The organism is Alcanivorax sp. HI0044 (assembly GCF_001634945.1).
In genome coordinates, this window is record NZ_LWEZ01001146.1 from 1 (window position 1) to 19,420 (window position 19,420).

Here is a 19,420-nt window from a genome sequence, read left to right on the forward strand (position 1 = left end):
TTGCATGCTCAGTCTTTCAGGCTGGTTCGCAATCTAGGCGCGCTTTTGAAGGTGTATGTCCATCCATCGAAAAAGTACAACAACGAGTGCGGGCCAGCCTGAAAGACCCGAAGGGCGCGGCCTGGAGCGCCCATCTGCTGCGCCTTGCCTCTCGGAAAGGGAACCACCCTGACCATCGAGACAAGACACAACAGCTGCACGCTCCAGACCACGCTGAGTACGCAAGGAGTTATTCAGAGGCTCCTTAAGCACCCGACAAGCGCTATACGGTTAGTCCGTCAGGCTACCCAGAGAGAACGTTTCACCGTTGCTGTGAACTTGCAGGGTATCGCCCTGCTGCTCGGCCCAGTCGACCAGCTGATAAAAGGCTGAGCGCCCAATCAGGGCATTGAGATTATCCCGCACACACAGGTACGGGGAAGGCTCACCGGTTTCGCTGTCAGTATTGACCCAGAGGGGATGGGACGCGCCGGCAACCACATGGCTGCCCACATTGGTGGTGAATACCAGTTTGGTGGTTTCGCCTTCTTTCACCTGCTGCACTTCCGTGGCCACAAAGGGCGCATCGTCCACCTGAATGCGCAGTTTCTCCACCGGGGTAACCAGGAAATAATCATCGTCTTCGCGCAACAAGATGGTGGAAAACAACGCCACCATTCTTTCCCGTTCAATGGGCGATTCCTGATAAAACCAGGTGCCGTCGCGGGCAATGCGCATATCAATATCCGCATGCCGTTCCGGTTTCCACTGATGCACCGGAGGCAGGCCGGTTTCATCTCCGGCGGCTTTTTCCAGTAGTGCCAGCAGCTCTTCGGCCTGTTTCATCGTGGCCCCCGCTGGCCCTTGTTCCCCATGCGAATACCGATTTCGATCAGGAAATCCAGAAAGTCATCCTTGTCGTCAATTTGCTTCTGGTAAAACGGCGATTCCATCAGTGCCACGGCGCCGTGGGCAAATGCCCAGGCAGAACAGATGTGATACATCGGCGGCACGTCTTCCAGTGAACCTTCTTCCATGCGGGTTTTGACGATATCCGTAAGCCGCGCAAAATTGGCCTCACGGATACTGTGCAGCTTGGCCACCAGCTCAGGCAGGGCATGATCCTTGATCACCTTGTTTTCCAGCCGATCAAACAGCTGGTAACGCTTGGGATCGGAAATCCGGAAACGGAAATATTCCCGCGCCAGGCGTTCCTTGTTGTCCGCATCGGAAATTTGCTGGAACACGCCGGCCAGGTCTTCCTCATAGCGCAGCATCAGCAGCAGGTAGATTTCGTTCTTGGTTTCGAAATGCTTGTAGATAGTGCCTTTGCCAATACCCACCCGGTCCGCAATCATTTCCACGGTCACCCGGTCTTCGCCTTCTTCCAGAAAAAGGGCCAGAGCGGCATCGAGAATCTCACGTTCTCGCTGACGAAATTCCTGAGCTTTACGCGTGGCTTTTTCCAGATCACCCATCTATTTCTCCTTTCGCCCGGGTATGCGGGCCTAAAGCCGACTGGACAGTCGCAATTCTAACGCATTCCCTTTTTATACGCATATCAGATAGCAACCCGCGGCATTTCGGTAGCGTCTCGCCATGGAAACCTGGCGCCGGTTAGCATAGCGTCATGGTTTTCCGCCACGCATCAGCTCAACCCAGCGCACGGAGGCAACACAACATGGCCAACTCTGACGGGAGCCCCCCGGATATCGCCACCGAATTTGCCCAGCAGGACGGCCTGCTTTACCTCAACCATGCAGCCGTCGCCCCCTGGCCACAACGTACCCAGGACGCGGTAACCGAATTTGCTCGCCAGAATGTATTCATCGGCGCACGGGATTATCCACACTGGTTGAAAGTCGAGCAGCAGCTACGCGAGCGTTTGGCCTGGCTGGTGGGAGGCGTTAGCAGCGAAGAGATCGCCTTGCTCAAGAACACTTCCGAAGGCCTGTCCGTCATTGCCCAGGGCCTGGAATGGCAGGCTGGCGATCAGGTTATCATCAGTGATCAGGAATTCCCGTCCAACCGCATCCCCTGGCAGGCCCTGGCAAACCAGGGGGTGGAAGTGATCGAGGTCAATCTGGAGGGGGACAACCCGGAGCAGAATGTCATTGACTCCATGGGTCCGCGCACCCGCCTGGTGTCTCTTTCCGCCGTCCAGTACGGCACCGGCCTGTTGATGGATATGGCTCCCATCGGCGCCGCCTGCCGTGCCCAGGGCATACTCTTCTGTGTGGACGCCATCCAGATTCTCGGCACACTGCCGTTCTCAGCAGAGCAGGTAAACGCTGATTTTGTGGTGGCCGACGGCCACAAATGGATGCTCGGCCCGGAAGGGCTCGCCCTGTTCTATTGCCGCCGCGCGGTGCAGGATCAATTGATTCTGCGTCAGCATGGTTGGCATATGGTGGCCGATCCGGGCAATTACACCCGCAAGGACTGGCAGCCCGCCACTACCGCCAAACGCTTCGAATGCGGGAGCCCAAACATGCTCGGTGCCCATGCCCTGAATGCCTCCCTGTCACTGCTGCAGGATACCGGCATGGACGCGGTGGCTGATGCCTTGCAACAGCGGGTGCAATGGCTGATCGAAGGGCTGCAAGACAAAAACGCCACACTGCTCAGCGCTGCGGCCCCTCAGCGACGGGCTGGAATCGTCACCTTCCGCCTGTCCGAAGAAGCCCCGGGCGACACCTTCCAGCGCCTGAAAAAGGGCGGCGTGGTATGCGCGGAACGCGGCGGTGGTGTACGCTTTTCGCCACACTTCTACACTGCCAATTCGGTCATCGACCAGGCTCTGGCCCTGCTGTAAGCTCCAGAACCTCATATGCGCCTCGTTATGGATACCGGAGCCTCACAGATGAACCGACAGCTGGCCTTCTATCAATGGATTTGCCGCCGTTTGCAGCGCGATGAGCAGTTCAGCGGCCAGCCCAGCGCGGACTTGGAAAGCCTGCGCACGGTGCTGAAATCCTGTGACGTGCTGTTGGTGGCCGGGCACAGCAGCGTGGACCGCACCTTCAAGGTGATCGGCGATAGCCGCTACGCGCGGGCGGTACTCTACATTGGCCGGCTGCACGACGTAGCCGACCCGGCCCTGCGCGCCCTGTTGGCGGATTACACCCCCTGCGAACCGGATACCCAACTGGTGATTGATGCCCGCCTGGAACGGGGGTTGATCGTGGAGCCGCTGTCCGCACTGGAAGGTCGTCAGATTCGCGTCTGCCGGGCACAGGGCCTGAGTGACAATGAAGCCCAGGATGTACTCCGCTACGCCATCAGCCGCATTGGCGCCGGGGGTGCCCAGTCCTGGGGCGCACTGGCCATGATGACCCTGCTACCCTGGCGCTGGCTGCCCCTGCGCTGGCGCACCAGCCTGTTCCGCCGCTGGGCCGGTGAATTGATCAAGGCACTCAGTGGCACCGTCGTCGCCGATGCCTTCAGCTTTGTGCAATTCCCGGTCATGCCGCTGGTGAAGGAAAGCGAGCCCGCCGCCCGCTTGCTCCGGCTGCAACCCCGAGCCATTACTGCTGCGGACTTCGACCACTCGCCCTACTTCGAAATTATCAAGGCGCCCTTCCAGCTGGATGCCATCCCCAAGGGGATTGACGCCCTGCCCTGGAAGGGCAATCAGGGCGCGCTGGCGCCGGAACGTCAGCGCCACCTGTCACTGGTGGAGCCGCCGAACGGACACCACGGATAATAGCGCCAGCAGCCACCAGGACAAACTGCCCCCGCCACCGCCGCCATCGCTCCCGCCACTGGCATTACCGCCACTGGACGCACTGCTGCGCGCTTGGGCCGGCCGGGTGCTTGCCGAGCTATCGTCCGCCGGGTAATCCCCGTTATCGGTCCACACCTGCACTGCCAGGCTATCATCGCCCTGACCGTCCAGAATCAGTTGCTGGGACGCCACTTCACCCGGCGACATATCGCCAAGCCCGCATTGCACCAGGCCGCCCCCGGCACAGTTCTCAGGCAGTGACACCGGACTCCACCCGGACGGCAAGGTAAAGCCAACCCGCACCCGCGCCGCTGCCTGATGGGTCGCCGCATTGGTGACCTGGGCATTGACCCGCACCAGGCCATCATTGCCCCGCTGCGTGGTCAGGCTGAGTACCACATCCGGCTCATTGCTGAAGACCAACTTGAAGCTTTCGCCCAGGCCGGCGAAATAGTCATGGGACACACTGCTAATCGGCTCAACGCGAACCTCATCCACCCAGCGGCCACTGGCACTGAGAACGACACTGTAAGTCTCGGTTTGCTGGCCAAGCGTCAGATCCGTGCTGCCACGGCAATCTGTATAGCCACTGCGCTTTACACAAGCCAACCCGGGAACACGTACCGTGAGCCCGTTCTTGTGCGTGACTCGCAGGCCCACATTATTGGCCAGGGTCTGCTGGCTGGTGTTGGTAATACCGGTACGCAGCGTGGTGGCAGCCCCTGGGCTGCTGTAGGTATCAGCGGTGGCGCCCGTGAGGGCAAGATCCACAAGGCTGCCCGAGGTGGTTTGTTCCAGCCAGGTCAGATAACGGTCCACACGGGTATAAACTGCCGGCACGCCGGCGGTGGCACACTGCTCATGGCCGTAGCTGGTAACCCCGACCAGCCATTGCTGCCCCGGCTCGCCGTACACCAAAGGCCCGCCACTATCACCCCGACAGGAATCCTGGGCGACACCCCGGGGGTTCATTTCACCCGCACAAATCTGGTTACCGCTCAGGTTGCTCCACTGGCTGGCGCAATAGCCGCTGGACACGTAGTCCACACGGGCTTCGCGCAGAGAATTGGAAAGGCCATTGCCGCTGGGAGAGGTGGAGCCCCACCCCATTATCTGCAGGGCTTCGTCGCTACTGCCCCTGGTCAGCGCAGACACGGTCTGCGGTTTGGCCAGGTCCAGTGGCGTGGCGGTGCTGTCTGAGGCCAGCTGCAACAGCGCCAGATCATTGTGGAAAGTGACAGCACGGTAATCCGGGTGCACCCGCACCGAGGACACCGCCAGGCGCTCCGGCGGATTAGCGGTTGTGCGATCCAGGCTCCCCAGGGCCACAAACAATTGCCCCGCCTGCAAGGTCGCACCGCTGGAAGTCACCACACAGTGTGCGGCCGTCAGCACCCAGCCGGGCGCAATCAAGGTTCCGCCACACAGCGTGGCAGCGTAGGCAGGGTTTCCGGATCGACTGATTTCCACTTCGGCCATCCACGGCCGGATTGTTGCTACGTCCTGTCCCCCGATAATGCGAGGTTGAGCGTCAAGCGCCGATACCGTTTGAGCCAGGCCCATCCCCAGCATCAGGGCGAACATCAAACGATACATAAAATTACCTTTCGTTAGCATTACGTTACGGAGCGCATACTAACTAAGGTTTTCGGCGTAATCCTGTGACCCAGTTCTGATATTACAATGGTGGCACATTCGTACCTGAAGACACTGAAAAATGACCACCAAGTCCCGTCATTTTCCGCCCTCTTTTGCCACTTTTAGCGACAAAGTTCATCAAATTGCAAGCAATTACACTGCATTTAAATTATCTAAAATTTACTTTATATAAAGTAAACATTTTACACTTCTTATGTTTCTTTACGGCCTGACTGATCCGTCATCCTGACCCCATCATCCTCATCATCGCCAGGCTCCGGTAACGCCTTGCGTGCTTTGGCGCCCAGATCCTTCAATTGCTGGGCCTGGCGGTAAAGATTGCCGCGGCCACTGCTGAGACGTTTGAAGGTGGTGTCCCATGCCGTCTGGGCCTTGCCGATCTTGTCACCCAGATCGTCCATGGATTCCCCGATCAGCGACACCTGGTCACAGATTTTCCCGGCACGATCGGCAATATCCAGCGCATTGCGGTTCTGGTATTCGTAACGCCAGATATTCTGGATGGTGCGCAGGGTCACCAGTAGCGTGGTCGGGCTGACCAGGACAATGTTGCGGGCAAAGGCATCCGTATAGAGGCTGGAATCCTGCTCCATCGCCACCATGAAAGCCCCTTCGATGGGAATAAAGAGCAGCACGAAATCCAGGCTGCGGATCCCTTCAAGGCCACTGTAATCCTTGGTGTCCAGGCCCTTGATATGGCTGCGCAGTGAGGTCAGGTGATCACGTAATGCCTGTTCGCGCTCCTCTGACGTAGACGCCGAAGACAACCGCTCATAGGCAACCAGAGACACTTTCGCATCAATCACCACATCCTTGTTTTCCGGCAGGTGAACGATGGCATCGGGCAGGCGACGCTGGCCGCTCTCGTCCTTCAGGGTGACCTGGGTTTCGTATTCACGGCCCCGGGTCAGGCCGGAAGACTCCAGCACCCGCTCCAGAATCATTTCACCCCAGTTACCCTGGGTCTTGGCCTGCCCTTTCAACGCATCGGTCAGGTTGCGGGCGTCTTCGTGCATCTGCTGGTTCAGGCTTTTCAGGTGGCCCAGCTGTTCGATCAGGGACGCCTGGGCGCGGGTCTCGTCACTGTGAATCTGGTCCACCCGGCGACGGAAATCCGCCAGCTGCTCACGAAACGGCTTGAGCATGCCATCCAGGCCCTGTTGGTGCTGCTCCTGCAGCTGCTTGCCGCGCTGCTCAAGCACCTTCCCTGACAGGTTTTCAAACTCCTGTTTCAGCTGGTTGCGGCTTTGCTCGGAAAAGGCCAGTTTCTCCTGCTGGCCAGCCAGACGTTCTTCCAGCCGCGCTTTCTCGGACCCCAACTGTTGCAACTGCGCGTCGCTGTCCCGTTGACGCTGTTGCTGCTCTTGCAGCTGCTGCTTGAGCAACGGCACCTGGGCCAAGGGCTCGCTCAAGGCCTGCTTTTCCGCCAACAGCGCCGCCTCGCGAACCGCCGCCCGGCGCCGCTCGATCAGCACAGCCAACAGTGCCGCCACGGCTCCACAACATAGCGCTGCCAGCGCCATCATTGCATACAGATTCATGCCTGCGCCTTGTTAAACAGGGAAAAGAAATTATCCGCGGTGGCCTTGGCCAGCTCCGCCACACTGACCCCCTGAAGCTCGGCGACGCATTCAGCCACTTGCGCCACGTAACGCGGTTCATTGGGCTTGCCACGGAACGGCACCGGCGCCAGCCAGGGCGAGTCGGTTTCAATCAGCAGCCGCTCCAGCGGCAGCTGCTTCACGGTGTCGCGCAGGGCCTGGGCATTGCGGAAGGTCACAATGCCGGAGATGGAAATATAGAAACCCATCTCAATGGCCTGCAGGGCCATGTCCAGATCCTCGGTGAAACAGTGCAACACCCCGCGCACCTGACCACCACCATGCTCACGCAACAACGCCAGCGTGTCTTCCTTGGCGCCACGGGTATGCACCACTAGCGGCAGGCCGGTTTCCCGAGCCGCCTGAATATGGGCCACGAAGTAGCGTTGTTGCCACTCACGCTCTTCCCTGGCGTAAAAGTAATCCAGCCCGGTCTCGCCAATCGCCACCACCTTGGGGTGCCCGGCCCGCTCCACCAATTCGTTGGGTTGTGGCTCGCGGGATTCCTTGTAGAGAGGGTGCACGCCAACGCTGGCAAACACGTTCTCGTATTGCTCGGCCAGTGCCTGCACCTGCGGGAAGCTTTCCAGATCCACACCGATACACAGCATATGGCTGACCCCCGCCTGCGCCGTGGCCGCCATCATCGTCTCGAAATCGCCACCATGGGCGTCAAGATTCAGGCGATCCAGATGGCAATGGGAATCCACAAAAGGGGTAGCAGACATGGAACACTCCGAGGTTAAAAACGCTGGCATTGTAGAGCAGATAGGCAACAGGCGACACGCTGCACGTGGCCACGCTTGATGCCAGACGCCGGATGCTAAACGCAAAAGCGGCAATACCTTGGGGTATTACCGCTTTAAAACTGAATGACTCAACGCCGGGATTTAGCTTCTAGCTTCTAGCTTCTAGCTTCTAGCTTCTAGCTTCTAGCTTCTAGCTTCTAGCGTCCGGCGTCCGGCGTCCGGCGTCCGGCGTCCGGCGTCCGGCGTCCGGCGTNCNNCATCGTATGCGTCGGTCGATCCGATTCCAGCGAGCCTGCCAGGTGATTTTCGATGGTGACGCGGGCAGTGTCATCCTGGTCAGAGAACTGCACGCCGATCCCGGCACTACGGTTACCTTGAGCGCCTTTGGGCGTGATCCAGATCACCTTGCCCGCCACCGGAATCTTGTCGGCTTCGTCCATGATATTGAGCAGCAGGAAGATTTCTTCTCCCAGCTTGTATTGCTTTTCGGTGGGAATAAACAGGCCGCCATTGGTAATGAAAGGCATGTAGGCCGAGTACAGCACCGCTTTGTCTTTGATGGAAAGCGACAGAATGCCACTACGACCGCCGGGCATTTTCATGAACGAGCCTCTTACGAAATTATTATTAATCTTTGAACAGTCGGTTCAAGGTTAGTGCGCTGCTGCCGCAGCGTCAACGCCCACCAGCACCAGCAACCACTGCTCGTACAGCAATTCCTTGTTGGGGTTGGCCCCGGACAGCAAGGCGCGGCGCCCTTCCAGCACCCGCTGGGCAGCCCGCAACAAACGCGCCGGTGGCACCGCCTTGCTGAGTCGCTCCAGCAGTGGAGCCAGGGATGCGTCGGCGCTCTGCTGGCCGGAGAAGCGCTGATTCAAACAGCGTGACAACCAGCCATAAATCACCCCGGCCATCTCGGTAGGGTCATGCTTGGCGAGCACCGGCGACGCTTGCGCCACCGACTGGCGCCCTTCTGCCACGCTGACCAGGGTATCGAGCAAACGGGCCCGGTCGGCAAACCAGTCCGCCTGCTCCAGTGCCAGCGCCTGTAGCGGCGCCCCCTGGGCGGCATCCAGTAACGAAGCCGCACTCTCGCCCACCTGGCTCTGCAACCACTGCAGCGCCTGGTCCTGCTCCGGTAACGGCAAGGTGCGCTGCTGGCAACGGCTGCGAATGGTCGGCAATAACAGGGTCGGCTGATCACTGACCAGCAGCAACAAGGTCTGCGCGCCCGGCTCTTCCAGGGTTTTCAGCAAGGCATTCTGGGCATTGCGGTTGAGCGCTTCTGCAGGATAGACAATGGCAACCCGGTAACCACTGTACTGAGCGGTGCGGGTGGCAAACGCCACCAGCTTGCGGACCTGATCAATCTTGATGGTTTTGCTTTTTTCTTCCGGGCTGAGGCGGTGCAGATCGGGGTGAGTACCAGCGGTGCTGAGCTGGCACCCCTGACAATGGCCGCAAGGCAGCCCTGCGGAAGGTTTCTCGCAAAGCAGGGTCTGGGCCAGGGATTCGGCCAAGCGTAGCTTGCCGATACCTTTGGCACCGGTCAGCAACAGCGCATGGGGCAGCCGCCCCTGGGCGTGCTGGTCAAGCAACTGCGCCATGACCTCGCCATGCCAGGGACACGGTGCCTGAACTTTTGCGCCGGTTACGGCCATGCCAGCATCTCCTCGACTATCGCGCCCAGCTGCTGCTGTACCGACCCCAAAGGCTGCCCCGCATCCACGGTGCGGAACCGGCCAGGCTCCTGGGCTGCACGGGCCAGATAACACTGGCGGATACGTTCAAAAAAAGCCCGGTCTTCCTGTTCGATGCGATCCAGAGCGGCACGTTTACCGGCACGTGCCATGCCCACATCTACCGGCACATCAAACAGTACGGTCATGTCCGGGCGGGTGTCGCGAATGACCAGGCTTTCCAGGTCGGCAATGGCTGCGCTGTCCAGCCCTCGCCCTGCCCCCTGGTAAGCCCAGGTGGCGTCCACAAAACGATCACACAGCACCCATTCGCCACGGGCCAGTGCCGGGCGGATCTTCTGCTCCAGGTGCTGCGCGCGGGCGGCGAACACCAACAGCAACTCCGTATCATCCGCCATAGGTTCATCACCGGGCGCCAACAGTACACCACGGATCGATTCCGCCAAGGCGGTGCCGCCGGGTTCGCGGCTCACTGTCACCGTCTTGCCGGCGGCTCTGAGAGCGTCGGCCAGCCATTCCAGATTGCTACTTTTGCCCGCGCCCTCGCCGCCTTCCAGGGTGATGAAACGGCCACTCATTATCCGCCTCCGGGTGAAGAACGGTAGCCTTCACGGCGTTGCAGCTGATACTCACGCACGGCTTTGCGGTGCTGGGCCAGGGTTTTGGAAAAAGAATGGCTGCCATCACCACGGGCCACGAAATACAGGGACTCGGTTTTCCCCGGGTTCACCGCCGCCAGAATGGCTTCCCGGCCGGGCATGGCGATAGGAGTGGGCGGCAACCCGCTGATCACGTAGGTATTGTAAGGGGTAGCGCGACGCAGATCGGAGCGGCGAATATTTCCGTCATAGGCCTCCCCCATGCCGTAGATCACCGTCGGGTCGGTTTGCAGGCGCATGCCCTTGTTCAAACGATTGGTAAAAACGCCAGCAATTTCCGGACGCTCTTCCGGCACGCCGGTTTCCCTTTCCACGATAGACGCCATGATCAGGGCTTCGTATGGGGTGTCGTAGGGCAAATCCTTGGCCCGCTGCTGCCAGGCAGCGTCGAGAATACTTTCCTGGCGCGCCAGTGCCCGGGCCAGGATGGTCAGGTCTGTGGTGCCACGGGTATAAAAATAGGTTTCTGGCGCAAACCATCCCTCCGGGTGGCGGTCCGGACGCCCCAACTCCGCCATCACTTGCTCGTCGGTCAACTCTTTCAGGCGGTGACTCAAGGTCTCCTGGGAGGCCAGCCGGGCACGTAATTCGCGGAAGTTCCAGCCTTCCACCAGGGTCAGGCTGCGTTGCAGCACATCACCGCGATCGATTTTCTCCAGCAGAGACAACAACGAGTCGCCCGGCTTGAGCTGATACTCACCCACATGCATACGGCCGTCCATGCCAGTGAAAGCGGAATAGATTCGCGCTCCCACCCGGCGGAAACGGGCTTCCAGGCCCTCACCCAGGATGCCCTCCTCTTTGAGGTTATACAGCACACGGCTCAAGCCGGCGCCCCGGGGCACTTCCACCGTTAATGCTTCAGAAACCGGTAATGGGCGGTGTAGATAACTGCTGACCCAGGCCCCCGCCACAGGTACAGCGACTACCAGCAAGACAACCAGCAGTCCAAAAATACGGATTTTTTTGCGCATAGTGCGGTTATTAGACCTTCAGTGAGCCGGCCAAAAAGGTTTCTGTCGACTGTTGCAGTTCCCGGACCGATGCCAGCACCGGCCAATGCCATTGCGCCAGTTTACGCACCGGGAGCACGCCGACAACACTGTTACACAGAAACAGTCCATCGGCTGTGCGCAGCTGTGACAGTGGCCGCAGATCACAGACCACTTTCTCGCCGCGTTGCAGCAATGTCTCGTGCAAGTGCGCCCGCATCACGCCGGCCACACCAGCTCCGGCAGCATCCAGATCCGGCATCCACCAGTGATTGGCAAAGCGGGCAAAGAGATTCATGGAAGTGGCTTCCAGAGGCTGCCTGCGGGTACTGAGCAGCAACCCTTCGTCCCAACCCTGCCGTGCCACTTCCCGGCGTGCCATGACCTGTGGAAGACGGTTCAGATGCTTGAATCCGGCCAGCAGGTCAGGATACAGCGGAGCCTGGCAAAGTCCCAGCACCAGGCCTTCGCGGCGATGGCGTTCAGGCCAGACGGGCAAGCCGCCGCTCTGCCACACAACCGTGGGCTGAGCGGGTACCGGGGGCAAATATCCCCGACCGCCGACACCGCGGGTGACCGTGAGTTTTACCACCCCGGCCTCACCGGCAAGCGCAGCAACGCCCTCGTTAAGGGCAGCGTCCAGTCGGGATTCATCGGGCAGCGCAATGCCCAGTGCTCGCAGCCCACCAACCAGGCGGGCACGATGCCGCGGCCACAAGGGCTGTTCACCGGAGGCGGCCACGCGCACGGTTTCGAACACACCGTCTCCGTAGGCGAAACCGCGGTCACGGGGATTCAGTGGCATTACACCTTCTTGAACAGCAAGGTGCCGTTGGTGCCACCGAAACCGAACGAGTTGGACAGCGCGTAGTTGATGGTACGTTCCTGCGCCTGGTTCGCCACGAAGTTCAGATCGCAGCCTTCGTCCGGGTTATCCAGATTGATGGTGGGCGGTGCCACTGAGTCGCGTATGGCCAGAATGGAGAAAATCGCCTCCACTGCACCCGCCGCACCCAGCAGGTGCCCGATCATGGATTTGGTGGAGCTGACCGCCAGATTATGGGCATGGTCGCCAAACAGAGTTTTCACTGCCATGGCTTCCGCCACATCCCCCATTTGCGTGGAGGTGCCGTGGGCATTGATGTAATCCACCTGGGTCGGCTCGACACCGGCATTGCGAAGCGCATTGCGCATGGCCCGCATGGCGCCGTCGCCACCTTCCGCCGGGGAGGTGATATGGTAGGCATCATCACTCATGCCAAACCCTGCCAGCTCCGCATAAATCGTGGCGCCACGGGCCTTGGCGTGCTCGTACTCTTCCAGCACCACCGCGCCGGCACCATCGGCCAGCACGAAGCCATCCCGATCCTTGTCCCAGGGGCGACTGGCGGCTTGCGGGTCATCGTTGCGAGTGGATAGTGCGCGGGCGGCGGCGAAACCGCCCAGCCCCAGCGGCGAAGAGCCTTTCTCGGCACCGCCGGCAACCATCACGTCCGCTTGCCCCAGCACAATCTGCTGAGCAGCAAAGCCAATATTATGGGTGCCAGTGGTGCATGCCGTTACCGTGGCAAAGTTGGGACCTTTCATGCCGTACATGATCGCCAGATTGCCCGCGATCATATTGATAATCGTGCCCGGAACAAAGAACGGTGACAGCTTGCGGGGGCCGGAATCGAGCAGCTTGCGGTGGTTATCTTCGATATTGGTGAGGCCACCGATACCGGAGCCGATCGCCGCCCCTACACGCTCGGCATCTTCCTTTTCCATATCCAGGCCCGCATCGCGTACGGCCTGGATAGCTGCTACCAGCCCGTACTGAACAAAGACGTCCATTTTGCGAGCGTCTTTGGGAGACAGGTACTCGGAAATATCAAAGTCAGGCACCAGGCCAGCGAAACGGGTAGCAAAGGGCTCCGTATCAAAGTGCTCGATATTGCGAATGCCACTCTTGCCCGCCTTGATACCTTCCCAGGTAGAAGCCACATCGACTCCCAGCGGCGTGAGCATTCCCAACCCTGTAATAACGACTCGACGTGACGTCACCCGATTACCTCCCAATCCATTATTTTGGCGCCATTTAACGGCCTTAATGCGACAAGATTACTACAAGCCAACCCACAACTGGTCGCCGTAATGTAAGAAAACGTCACTTGCCGCCGCAAATATTCTGGCCACAAAAAAGCCGCAAGCTCATCGAACCTGCGGCTTTTCTGTTATTCGAACGACCGAACTCAGCTGTGCGCTTTGATGTAATCCACAGCGGATTGGACGGTGCTGATTTTCTCAGCTTCCTCGTCCGGAATTTCGGTTTCAAATTCTTCTTCCAGGGCCATCACCAGCTCAACGGTGTCCAGGGAGTCTGCACCCAGATCTTCAACGAAGGACGCTTCTGATTTTACGTCTTCCGGTTTAACACCCAGTTGCTCAACGATGATTTTGTTTACGCGTTCTTCGATGCTGCTCATGATCGTATTACTCTCCTGATTAATGGTGTGCTAGCACCTGTCAGCGGCTATTCTAGGTGAACGCTGTTTGCGCTTGCAAGCCGACTGGACCGATGCCTTTCCTTGAAGTTTTTCCAAATATTTTCTTCTGCGAAAACAGTCAATTAGACAGCTTTCCCAGAAACGTTCGGATGCCCATTTTTTGAGCTACCCGGTAAACATACCCCCATTGACGTGCAAAGTGGTTCCGGTTACGTAACCACCGCCATCACTGGCCAGCCAGGCGACAGCACTGGCAATCTCCGCCGGCTGCCCCAGGCGCCCCAGGGGAATCCCCTGCAAAAGCGCCTCTTTCTGGGCTTCCGGCAAAGCCTCTGTCATGTCCGTCTGGATAAAGCCCGGCGCAACAGAATTCACCGTGATGTTACGTGAGCCAAGCTCGCGAGCCAACGCCCGGGAGAAACCTTCCACACCGCCTTTGGCTGCCGCATAGTTGGCTTGCCCGGCGTTACCCATGGTACCGACCACCGAACTGATATTAATGATCCGGCCCCAACGCGCCTTGGTCATGCCCTTCAAGCATGCCTTGCTAACGCGATAAAGGGAATTCAGGTTGGTATTGATGACATCTTCCCACTCATCTTCCTTCATCCGGAGCATGATGTTGTCGCGGGTAATGCCGGCGTTATTCACCAGCACCAGAGGAGCACCGAATTCATCGTTGATGCTCTTGATCGTCGCGTCCACCGATTCCTTGTCCGCGACATTGAGCACTTTGCCGGCACCGTTTTCGCCCAGTGCATCGCCAATGGCAGCGGCCCCTTTATCCGTGGTGGCCGTGCCGATAACGAAGAAGCCGTCGGCAATCAGCTGTTCGGCAATCGCCCGGCCAATCCCCCGGCTTGCGCCAGTGACCAGCGCCACTTTCTTTTCCGACATTCTTATTCTCCTTGCAGGGCCGCCGTGAAAGCCGCCTCTGTTTCCAGCGGACGAGCCGCCAAATCACGATCAATGCGTTTCACCAGCCCGCACAGCACCTTGCCTGGACCACACTCATAGAGATGCCCAGCACCCTGCTCTTTCAGTGCCTGGATGGTTTCCACCCAGCGTACCGGCGAATAGAGCTGGCGAATCAACGCATCACGAATTTTCTCCGGATCCGTTTCCATGGCCACGTCCACATTGTTGATCACGGGCATTTCCGCCGCATGAAAACGCGTGCCGCTCAAGGTCTCGGCCAGCTGTTCCGCCGCCGGTTTCATCAACGCGCAGTGAGATGGCACGCTCACCGGCAGCGCCATGGCGCGCTTGGCTCCAGCCGCTTTACAGGCCGCAATAGCTCGCTCGACCGCGTCCGCAGAACCCGCAATCACCACCTGACCGGGGGCATTGAAATTGACTGCCTCGACCACGCCGCCCTGTGCAGCCTGCGCACAGGCAGAACGGACCTGTTCATCATCCAGGCCCAGGATGGCGGCCATGCTGCCCTCACCCTGCCCTACGGCCTGCTGCATCAGCTGGCCACGGGTGCGAACCAACCGCACAGCATCACCCAGATTAACCACACCCGCGCAGGTCAGGGCGGTGTATTCACCCAGACTATGCCCGGCCAACACATCCGGCCGCGGACCACCACTTTGTTCCCACAACCGCCACAGGGCGACACCGGCTGTCAGCAGCAGCGGCTGGGTAATTTCAGTCTGGTTCAGTGCCTCTTTCGGCCCCTCCTGGGCCAACGCCCAGAGATCCTGGTCCAGTGCACCGGAGGCTTCCTGAAAGGTCTGCTTCACTGCCGGGCGTTCGGCAAACTCACTCAGCATCCCCAGACTCTGAGAGCCCTGACCGGGAAAAATAAAGGCTGTCTTCGACATTCAACATCCCCTTGAAAATAGACAGGAATAGGCAGGCCGCAGTATGCCGGCTTTCGCTTTCGCTGTCCGGTCGGGCCTGAAACAAAGTATGAACAGCATCGAGGCCAGCCGACCCCGACACAGGATTTCAGTCGGTGCTGGCCTGGCCCAGTGCATCACTGATCAGAGAAGGCACATTGCGCCGGGCTTCCAGTTGCGCCACTTCCAGCGCGCAGGCAAAGCCTTCCTTGCTGGTACCACCGTGGCTTTTCACCACCACTCCGCGCAGACCAACCAGGCTGGCGCCGTTATAGTGGTCCGGGTCCATACGCTTTTTCAGCCCGATCAGAACCGGCAAGGCAAACAGACCACACAGTTTACGCAACCAGGATTGTTTGATTTCTTCGCGCAACATGTTGCCGATCATTTTCGCCACGCCTTCCATGGTTTTCAGCGAAACATTACCGACAAAGCCGTCACAGACCACCACATCGGCTTCGCCGGCAAAAATGCCATTCCCTTCCACGAAGCCCACATAGTTCAGGTCGCCGGCTTCACGCAACAGGCCCGCCGCTTCCTTGATCTGCTCATTGCCCTTGATATCTTCCTCACCAATGTTGAGTAGCGCGACCCGGGGATGCTCCACCCCATCGACGGCACGCACGACCGCCTGCCCCATCAGGGCAAATTGCAACAGGTGGACGGGTTCGGAATCCACATTGGCACCCAGATCGAGCATGTGACAGTGGCCATTGGCCGTGGGAATCGCCGTGCAGATAGCAGGCCGGTCTACCCCTGGCAGAGTTTTCAGCACAAAGCGGCTCACCGCCATCAGGGCACCGGTGTTACCGGCACTGACTGCCGCCTGGGCCCGCCCTTCCTTGACCATATTAATGGCCACGCGCATTGATGAGTCTTTCTTCTGCCGCAGAGCCACGGCAACCGGGTCATCCATGGCCACCACTTCAGAAGCAGGCTGGACGGTAATACGGGGATGGTCAGCGATACTGGCCTGGGACAAGGCGTCAGCCAGCGGCTCGGGCTGGCCGACCAGGATAATGTGCATGTGCGCATGGCGAGACAGCATGGCTGCCACTGCGGGCACTGTTACGGACAAGCCGTGATCGCCCCCCATGGCATCCACTGCTAACGTCACAACCGGCATGGGCTGCTTCCTTTATTCAAATTTGGGGGCATTCTGACAAAAAACGCCTGGCGGCGACATGCTCCCCGCATTCAATCACAAATCCACTTACAAAAAATCCTCCCGAAGGAGGATTTCAGTGTGCCGCACAAACCGGCCTTTCACTGCACAGAGACAGCATTCAGCCAGCAGGGCACAAAAAAACGGGAGCCGCAGCTCCCGTTTTCATACAACTTATTCGTCGTCAGATTCGCCCTGACTGATCACCTGACGGCCGCGGTACATGCCATCCGGAGAAATGTGGTGACGACGGTGCACTTCACCAGTGTTGGTGTCTTCAGTCAGCGCAGCGGCGGGCAGCGCGTCGTGAGAGCGGCGCATGCCGCGCTTGGAACGGGTTTTACGGTTCTTTTGAACAGCCATTTCGAGCTCCTCGGGCGTTTATTCAGCCTGAATTTACTTGCCTTGACCTTTTAATTTGGCCAGCACGGCAAAAGGATTATCCGCGTTTTCGTGTTTCTCAGGTTCACCGCGATCATGCGGTAAAGCTGTCGGGCAAGGGTCATGCAGTGCCACCAGCGGCATGGCCAGCAACAGTTCCTCTTCGATCAGATCGGTGAGAACCATACGTTCTTCGCCAACTAACCAGGGGTCCAGTCGCTCCGGCAATGCCTTGGCCTGATCTTCATTCCACACCAGCGCCACATCAATATGGGCGGTAATGGAATAACTCACTGGCTCCAGGCAGCGCTGACATGGCAGCACCAATACGGTGCTAACCTCGCCCTCGATACGCCGATGCCCCTCATCATCACGATCGAACGCCAGCGATATAGCTACTGGCTGGTCCAGACTTTCGCGGTATTCCTGCAGGCGAGGCAGGTCTCCAACGGTAAGCTGGCCCTCAACGACGCGACCCTGATCCGCATATTTGCGAGGATCGAGGAACTGTGGCAGTTGCCCTGAAAACATAAGCGCGCAATTCTAGGGCCGTGAGGCCCTGCTGTCAAAGTTAATGTGAGGCACTAAGCACCTGAGTCAACAGGGTTTTTCGTGCGTCATGAAAAAATAATCCTTACACTTGCCCTCGCAACGCGCGGAGACCCCCATGACTGACCAGACACCTACCCTGTTACTCGCCTCTTCATCGCCCTTTCGGCGGCAATTATTGGACAAGCTGAAGCTGGATTTTATCCATCAGAGCCCGGATATCGACGAGTCCCGGCATGAGGGTGAATCCCCCACCGCACTGGTGATGCGCCTGGCCCGGGAAAAAGCCCTGGCGCTGGCCGATCAGCACCCGGACACGCTGATCATCGGTTCCGATCAGGTCGCCGTGATCGGCGATCAGGTCCTGGGCAAGCCCGGTGACCGGGACACCGCGATCCGCCAGCTCAACGCCGCCAGCGGTCAGCGGGTATCCTTCCTGACTGGGTTATGCCTGCTCAATACCGCCACCGGTCGCAGCCAGGTGGCCTGTGACCCGTTTCATGTGCAATTCCGCACCCTGAAACCGGCGCAAATCGAACGCTACGTGGACATAGAGCAGCCACTGAACTGTGCCGGCAGCTTCAAATCCGAAGGGCTGGGCATTGTCTTGTTCAAGGCACTGGAAGGTCGCGACCCGAATACACTGGTGGGCCTGCCATTGATCGTGTTAACCGAATTCCTGGCCGCCGAGGGGATTCAGCTGCCTATATAAAGGAAAGAGGCGAGTTCCGAGCACTATCTCTCTCGGAACTCGCCTCTTCTAGCTTCTCGTAGCTCGTAGCTCGTAGCTCGTAGCTCGTAGCTCGTAGCTATTATGATCAACGAATCACCGGCGAGGCACTCAGACCCAACTGGGCCGCCATGCCTTCACCAATGGATACACCAAAACGGCGAATAAATTCTTCCATGGGAGAACGGCTGGCGCTGTAATTCAGCATTTCTTCCTGCCCCGCCACTTCGCGAATCACCTGCCCCGGGCTCATCAGGCCGTCAATCAGCCCCAGATCCAGTGCCCGCTCGCCGGTCCAGAACAGGCCAGAGAACAGTTCCGGGTGGCCATCCACCTTCAGGCGATCGCCGCGCCCTTCTTTCACTGCGGTAATAAACTGCTGGTGAATGTCATCCAGCATGGTCTGCACATGCTTGCGATGGGCCGGCTGAATCGGCGAGAACGGGTCCATCAGGTCCTTGTTTTCACCGGCGGTCAGCACACGGCGCTCCACACCCAACTTGTCCGCTGCCTGCTCCAGGCCGAAACCGGCCATGATCACACCAATGGAGCCGACGATACTGGCCGGGTCAGCATAAATTTCATCCGCAGCGGAGGCGATAAAGTAGGCCCCCGAGGCGCCCACATCGGTAATGGCCGCATAGACTTTCTTTTCCGGGTACTCGGCACGCAGCCGTTTGATGGCGTTGTACACCTGATTTGACTGCACCGGCGAGCCACCCGGGCTGTTGATCTTCAACAGTACGGCAGTGGTGTTTTCCGCTTCAAACGCCCGCGTCAGGCCGGTGACGATCAAATCCGCACTGGCATCCTGATCCGGCGCGATCACACCGTTTACGTCAACAATCCCCACATGCTTTTCCGCCATGGTCACCGCTGAACCGGTTTTTCCCGGAATCACCATCACCAACAGCGTAAACAGGTATATAAAAGTCAGCGCCTTGAAAAAGATGCCCCAGCGACGGGACTTGCGCTGTTCATCCTGGGCCTGGCCCAGCAATTTTTCGATCAGCTTCCATTCCCGCTCATTCTGCGGGGGCCGGGAAGATGGCTGATTTTCCATAGTCACACACTCTCCATTACAAATTCAGACGCCGCCAAACCCACCAGCGGCAGCAAATGATCCAATCGGTCGATCACCGCCAAGGGCTCGCACGGCAACAATTGTTCAACCGGGTGAGCACCATAGCTCACGC

General features: G+C 59.0%; 20 protein-coding genes and 1 pseudogene. 3 read left to right on the top strand and 18 right to left on the bottom strand.

Annotation, left to right across the window (positions count from 1 at the left end; genetic code table 11):
- Window positions 1-270: 270 nt before the first annotated feature.
- Together A3730_RS14415 and A3730_RS14420 are read right to left on the bottom strand one after the other, a co-directional pair.
- Window positions 271-825, bottom strand: a complete 555-nt coding sequence (locus A3730_RS14415) for a DUF1285 domain-containing protein (RefSeq protein WP_063521374.1) — start codon at window positions 823-825, stop codon at window positions 271-273.
- The gene (locus tag A3730_RS14420; RefSeq protein ID WP_063538307.1) at window positions 822-1,457 is read right to left on the bottom strand and encodes a TetR/AcrR family transcriptional regulator; all 636 of its coding nucleotides are present in this window, start codon (window positions 1,455-1,457) and stop codon (window positions 822-824) included. The genes A3730_RS14415 and A3730_RS14420 overlap by 4 nt, the downstream gene beginning before the upstream one ends.
- A 203-nt stretch (window positions 1,458-1,660) precedes the next feature.
- On the opposite strand from A3730_RS14420, the gene A3730_RS14425 reads away from it, so the two are divergent.
- Complete coding sequence (locus A3730_RS14425) at window positions 1,661-2,794, top strand: aminotransferase class V-fold PLP-dependent enzyme (protein WP_063521295.1); 1,134 nt, start codon at window positions 1,661-1,663, stop codon at window positions 2,792-2,794.
- A gap of 48 nt (window positions 2,795-2,842) precedes the next feature.
- Window positions 2,843-3,685: a hypothetical protein gene (locus tag A3730_RS14430; protein ID WP_063521294.1), complete on the top strand. Its 843-nt coding sequence runs from the start codon at window positions 2,843-2,845 to the stop codon at window positions 3,683-3,685.
- Here A3730_RS14430 and A3730_RS14435 read toward each other — a convergent pair.
- From A3730_RS14435 to A3730_RS14505, 15 genes and pseudogenes are all read right to left on the bottom strand, one after another.
- A complete protein-coding gene (locus tag A3730_RS14435) occupies window positions 3,650-5,302 on the bottom strand; it encodes a trypsin-like serine protease (protein ID WP_063538309.1) in 1,653 nt (550 codons plus the stop codon). The genes A3730_RS14430 and A3730_RS14435 overlap by 36 nt on opposite strands.
- A gap of 254 nt (window positions 5,303-5,556) precedes the next feature.
- Window positions 5,557-6,906, bottom strand: a complete 1,350-nt coding sequence (locus tag A3730_RS14440) for a DNA recombination protein RmuC (protein WP_082872385.1) — start codon at window positions 6,904-6,906, stop codon at window positions 5,557-5,559.
- Window positions 6,903-7,694: a TatD family hydrolase gene (locus A3730_RS14445; protein WP_063521653.1), complete on the bottom strand. Its 792-nt coding sequence runs from the start codon at window positions 7,692-7,694 to the stop codon at window positions 6,903-6,905. The genes A3730_RS14440 and A3730_RS14445 overlap by 4 nt, the downstream gene beginning before the upstream one ends.
- A gap of 278 nt (window positions 7,695-7,972) precedes the next feature.
- Window positions 7,973-8,317: pseudogene (locus A3730_RS14450) on the bottom strand (PilZ domain-containing protein); the annotation flags it as partial.
- 51 nt (window positions 8,318-8,368) lie between these two features.
- The gene (locus A3730_RS14455; protein ID WP_063519202.1) at window positions 8,369-9,376 is read right to left on the bottom strand and encodes a DNA polymerase III subunit delta'; all 1,008 of its coding nucleotides are present in this window, start codon (window positions 9,374-9,376) and stop codon (window positions 8,369-8,371) included.
- Window positions 9,367-9,993, bottom strand: a complete 627-nt coding sequence (gene tmk, locus A3730_RS14460) for a dTMP kinase (RefSeq protein WP_063519203.1) — start codon at window positions 9,991-9,993, stop codon at window positions 9,367-9,369. The genes A3730_RS14455 and tmk overlap by 10 nt, the downstream gene beginning before the upstream one ends.
- Entirely contained in the window at window positions 9,993-11,048 is a 1,056-nt protein-coding gene (gene mltG / locus A3730_RS14465) for an endolytic transglycosylase MltG (protein WP_063519204.1), read from the bottom strand. The genes tmk and mltG overlap by 1 nt, the downstream gene beginning before the upstream one ends.
- A gap of 10 nt (window positions 11,049-11,058) precedes the next feature.
- A complete protein-coding gene (gene pabC / locus A3730_RS14470) occupies window positions 11,059-11,871 on the bottom strand; it encodes an aminodeoxychorismate lyase (protein WP_063519205.1) in 813 nt (270 codons plus the stop codon).
- Window positions 11,871-13,109 (bottom strand): beta-ketoacyl-ACP synthase II, encoded by a 1,239-nt coding sequence (gene fabF / locus A3730_RS14475; RefSeq protein ID WP_082872386.1) that lies wholly within the window; start codon window positions 13,107-13,109, stop codon window positions 11,871-11,873. The genes pabC and fabF overlap by 1 nt, the downstream gene beginning before the upstream one ends.
- 188 nt (window positions 13,110-13,297) lie before the next feature.
- Entirely contained in the window at window positions 13,298-13,531 is a 234-nt protein-coding gene (gene acpP, locus A3730_RS14480) for an acyl carrier protein (RefSeq protein WP_007149764.1), read from the bottom strand.
- A gap of 186 nt (window positions 13,532-13,717) precedes the next feature.
- Entirely contained in the window at window positions 13,718-14,449 is a 732-nt protein-coding gene (gene fabG, locus A3730_RS14485; protein ID WP_063519207.1) for a 3-oxoacyl-ACP reductase FabG, read from the bottom strand.
- Window positions 14,450-14,451: 2 nt separating this feature from the next.
- On the bottom strand, window positions 14,452-15,381 hold the full coding sequence (gene fabD / locus A3730_RS14490) for an ACP S-malonyltransferase (RefSeq protein ID WP_063521668.1): 930 nt from the start codon (window positions 15,379-15,381) through the stop codon (window positions 14,452-14,454).
- Between the two features lie 127 nt (window positions 15,382-15,508).
- Window positions 15,509-16,525 (bottom strand): phosphate acyltransferase PlsX, encoded by a 1,017-nt coding sequence (gene plsX, locus A3730_RS14495; protein WP_063521667.1) that lies wholly within the window; start codon window positions 16,523-16,525, stop codon window positions 15,509-15,511.
- 213 nt (window positions 16,526-16,738) lie between these two features.
- Window positions 16,739-16,927: a 50S ribosomal protein L32 gene (gene rpmF, locus A3730_RS14500; protein ID WP_007151009.1), complete on the bottom strand. Its 189-nt coding sequence runs from the start codon at window positions 16,925-16,927 to the stop codon at window positions 16,739-16,741.
- A gap of 33 nt (window positions 16,928-16,960) precedes the next feature.
- A complete protein-coding gene (locus A3730_RS14505) occupies window positions 16,961-17,476 on the bottom strand; it encodes a DUF177 domain-containing protein (RefSeq protein WP_063519620.1) in 516 nt (171 codons plus the stop codon).
- 136 nt (window positions 17,477-17,612) lie between these two features.
- Here A3730_RS14505 and A3730_RS14510 point away from each other — a divergent pair, with 136 nt between their 5' ends.
- Entirely contained in the window at window positions 17,613-18,206 is a 594-nt protein-coding gene (locus tag A3730_RS14510) for a nucleoside triphosphate pyrophosphatase (RefSeq protein WP_063519619.1), read from the top strand.
- A 106-nt stretch (window positions 18,207-18,312) separates the two neighbouring features.
- On the opposite strand, the gene sppA is transcribed toward A3730_RS14510, so the two are convergent.
- Window positions 18,313-19,287: a signal peptide peptidase SppA gene (sppA, locus tag A3730_RS14515; RefSeq protein ID WP_063519618.1), complete on the bottom strand. Its 975-nt coding sequence runs from the start codon at window positions 19,285-19,287 to the stop codon at window positions 18,313-18,315.
- Window positions 19,288-19,420 lie beyond the last annotated feature (133 nt).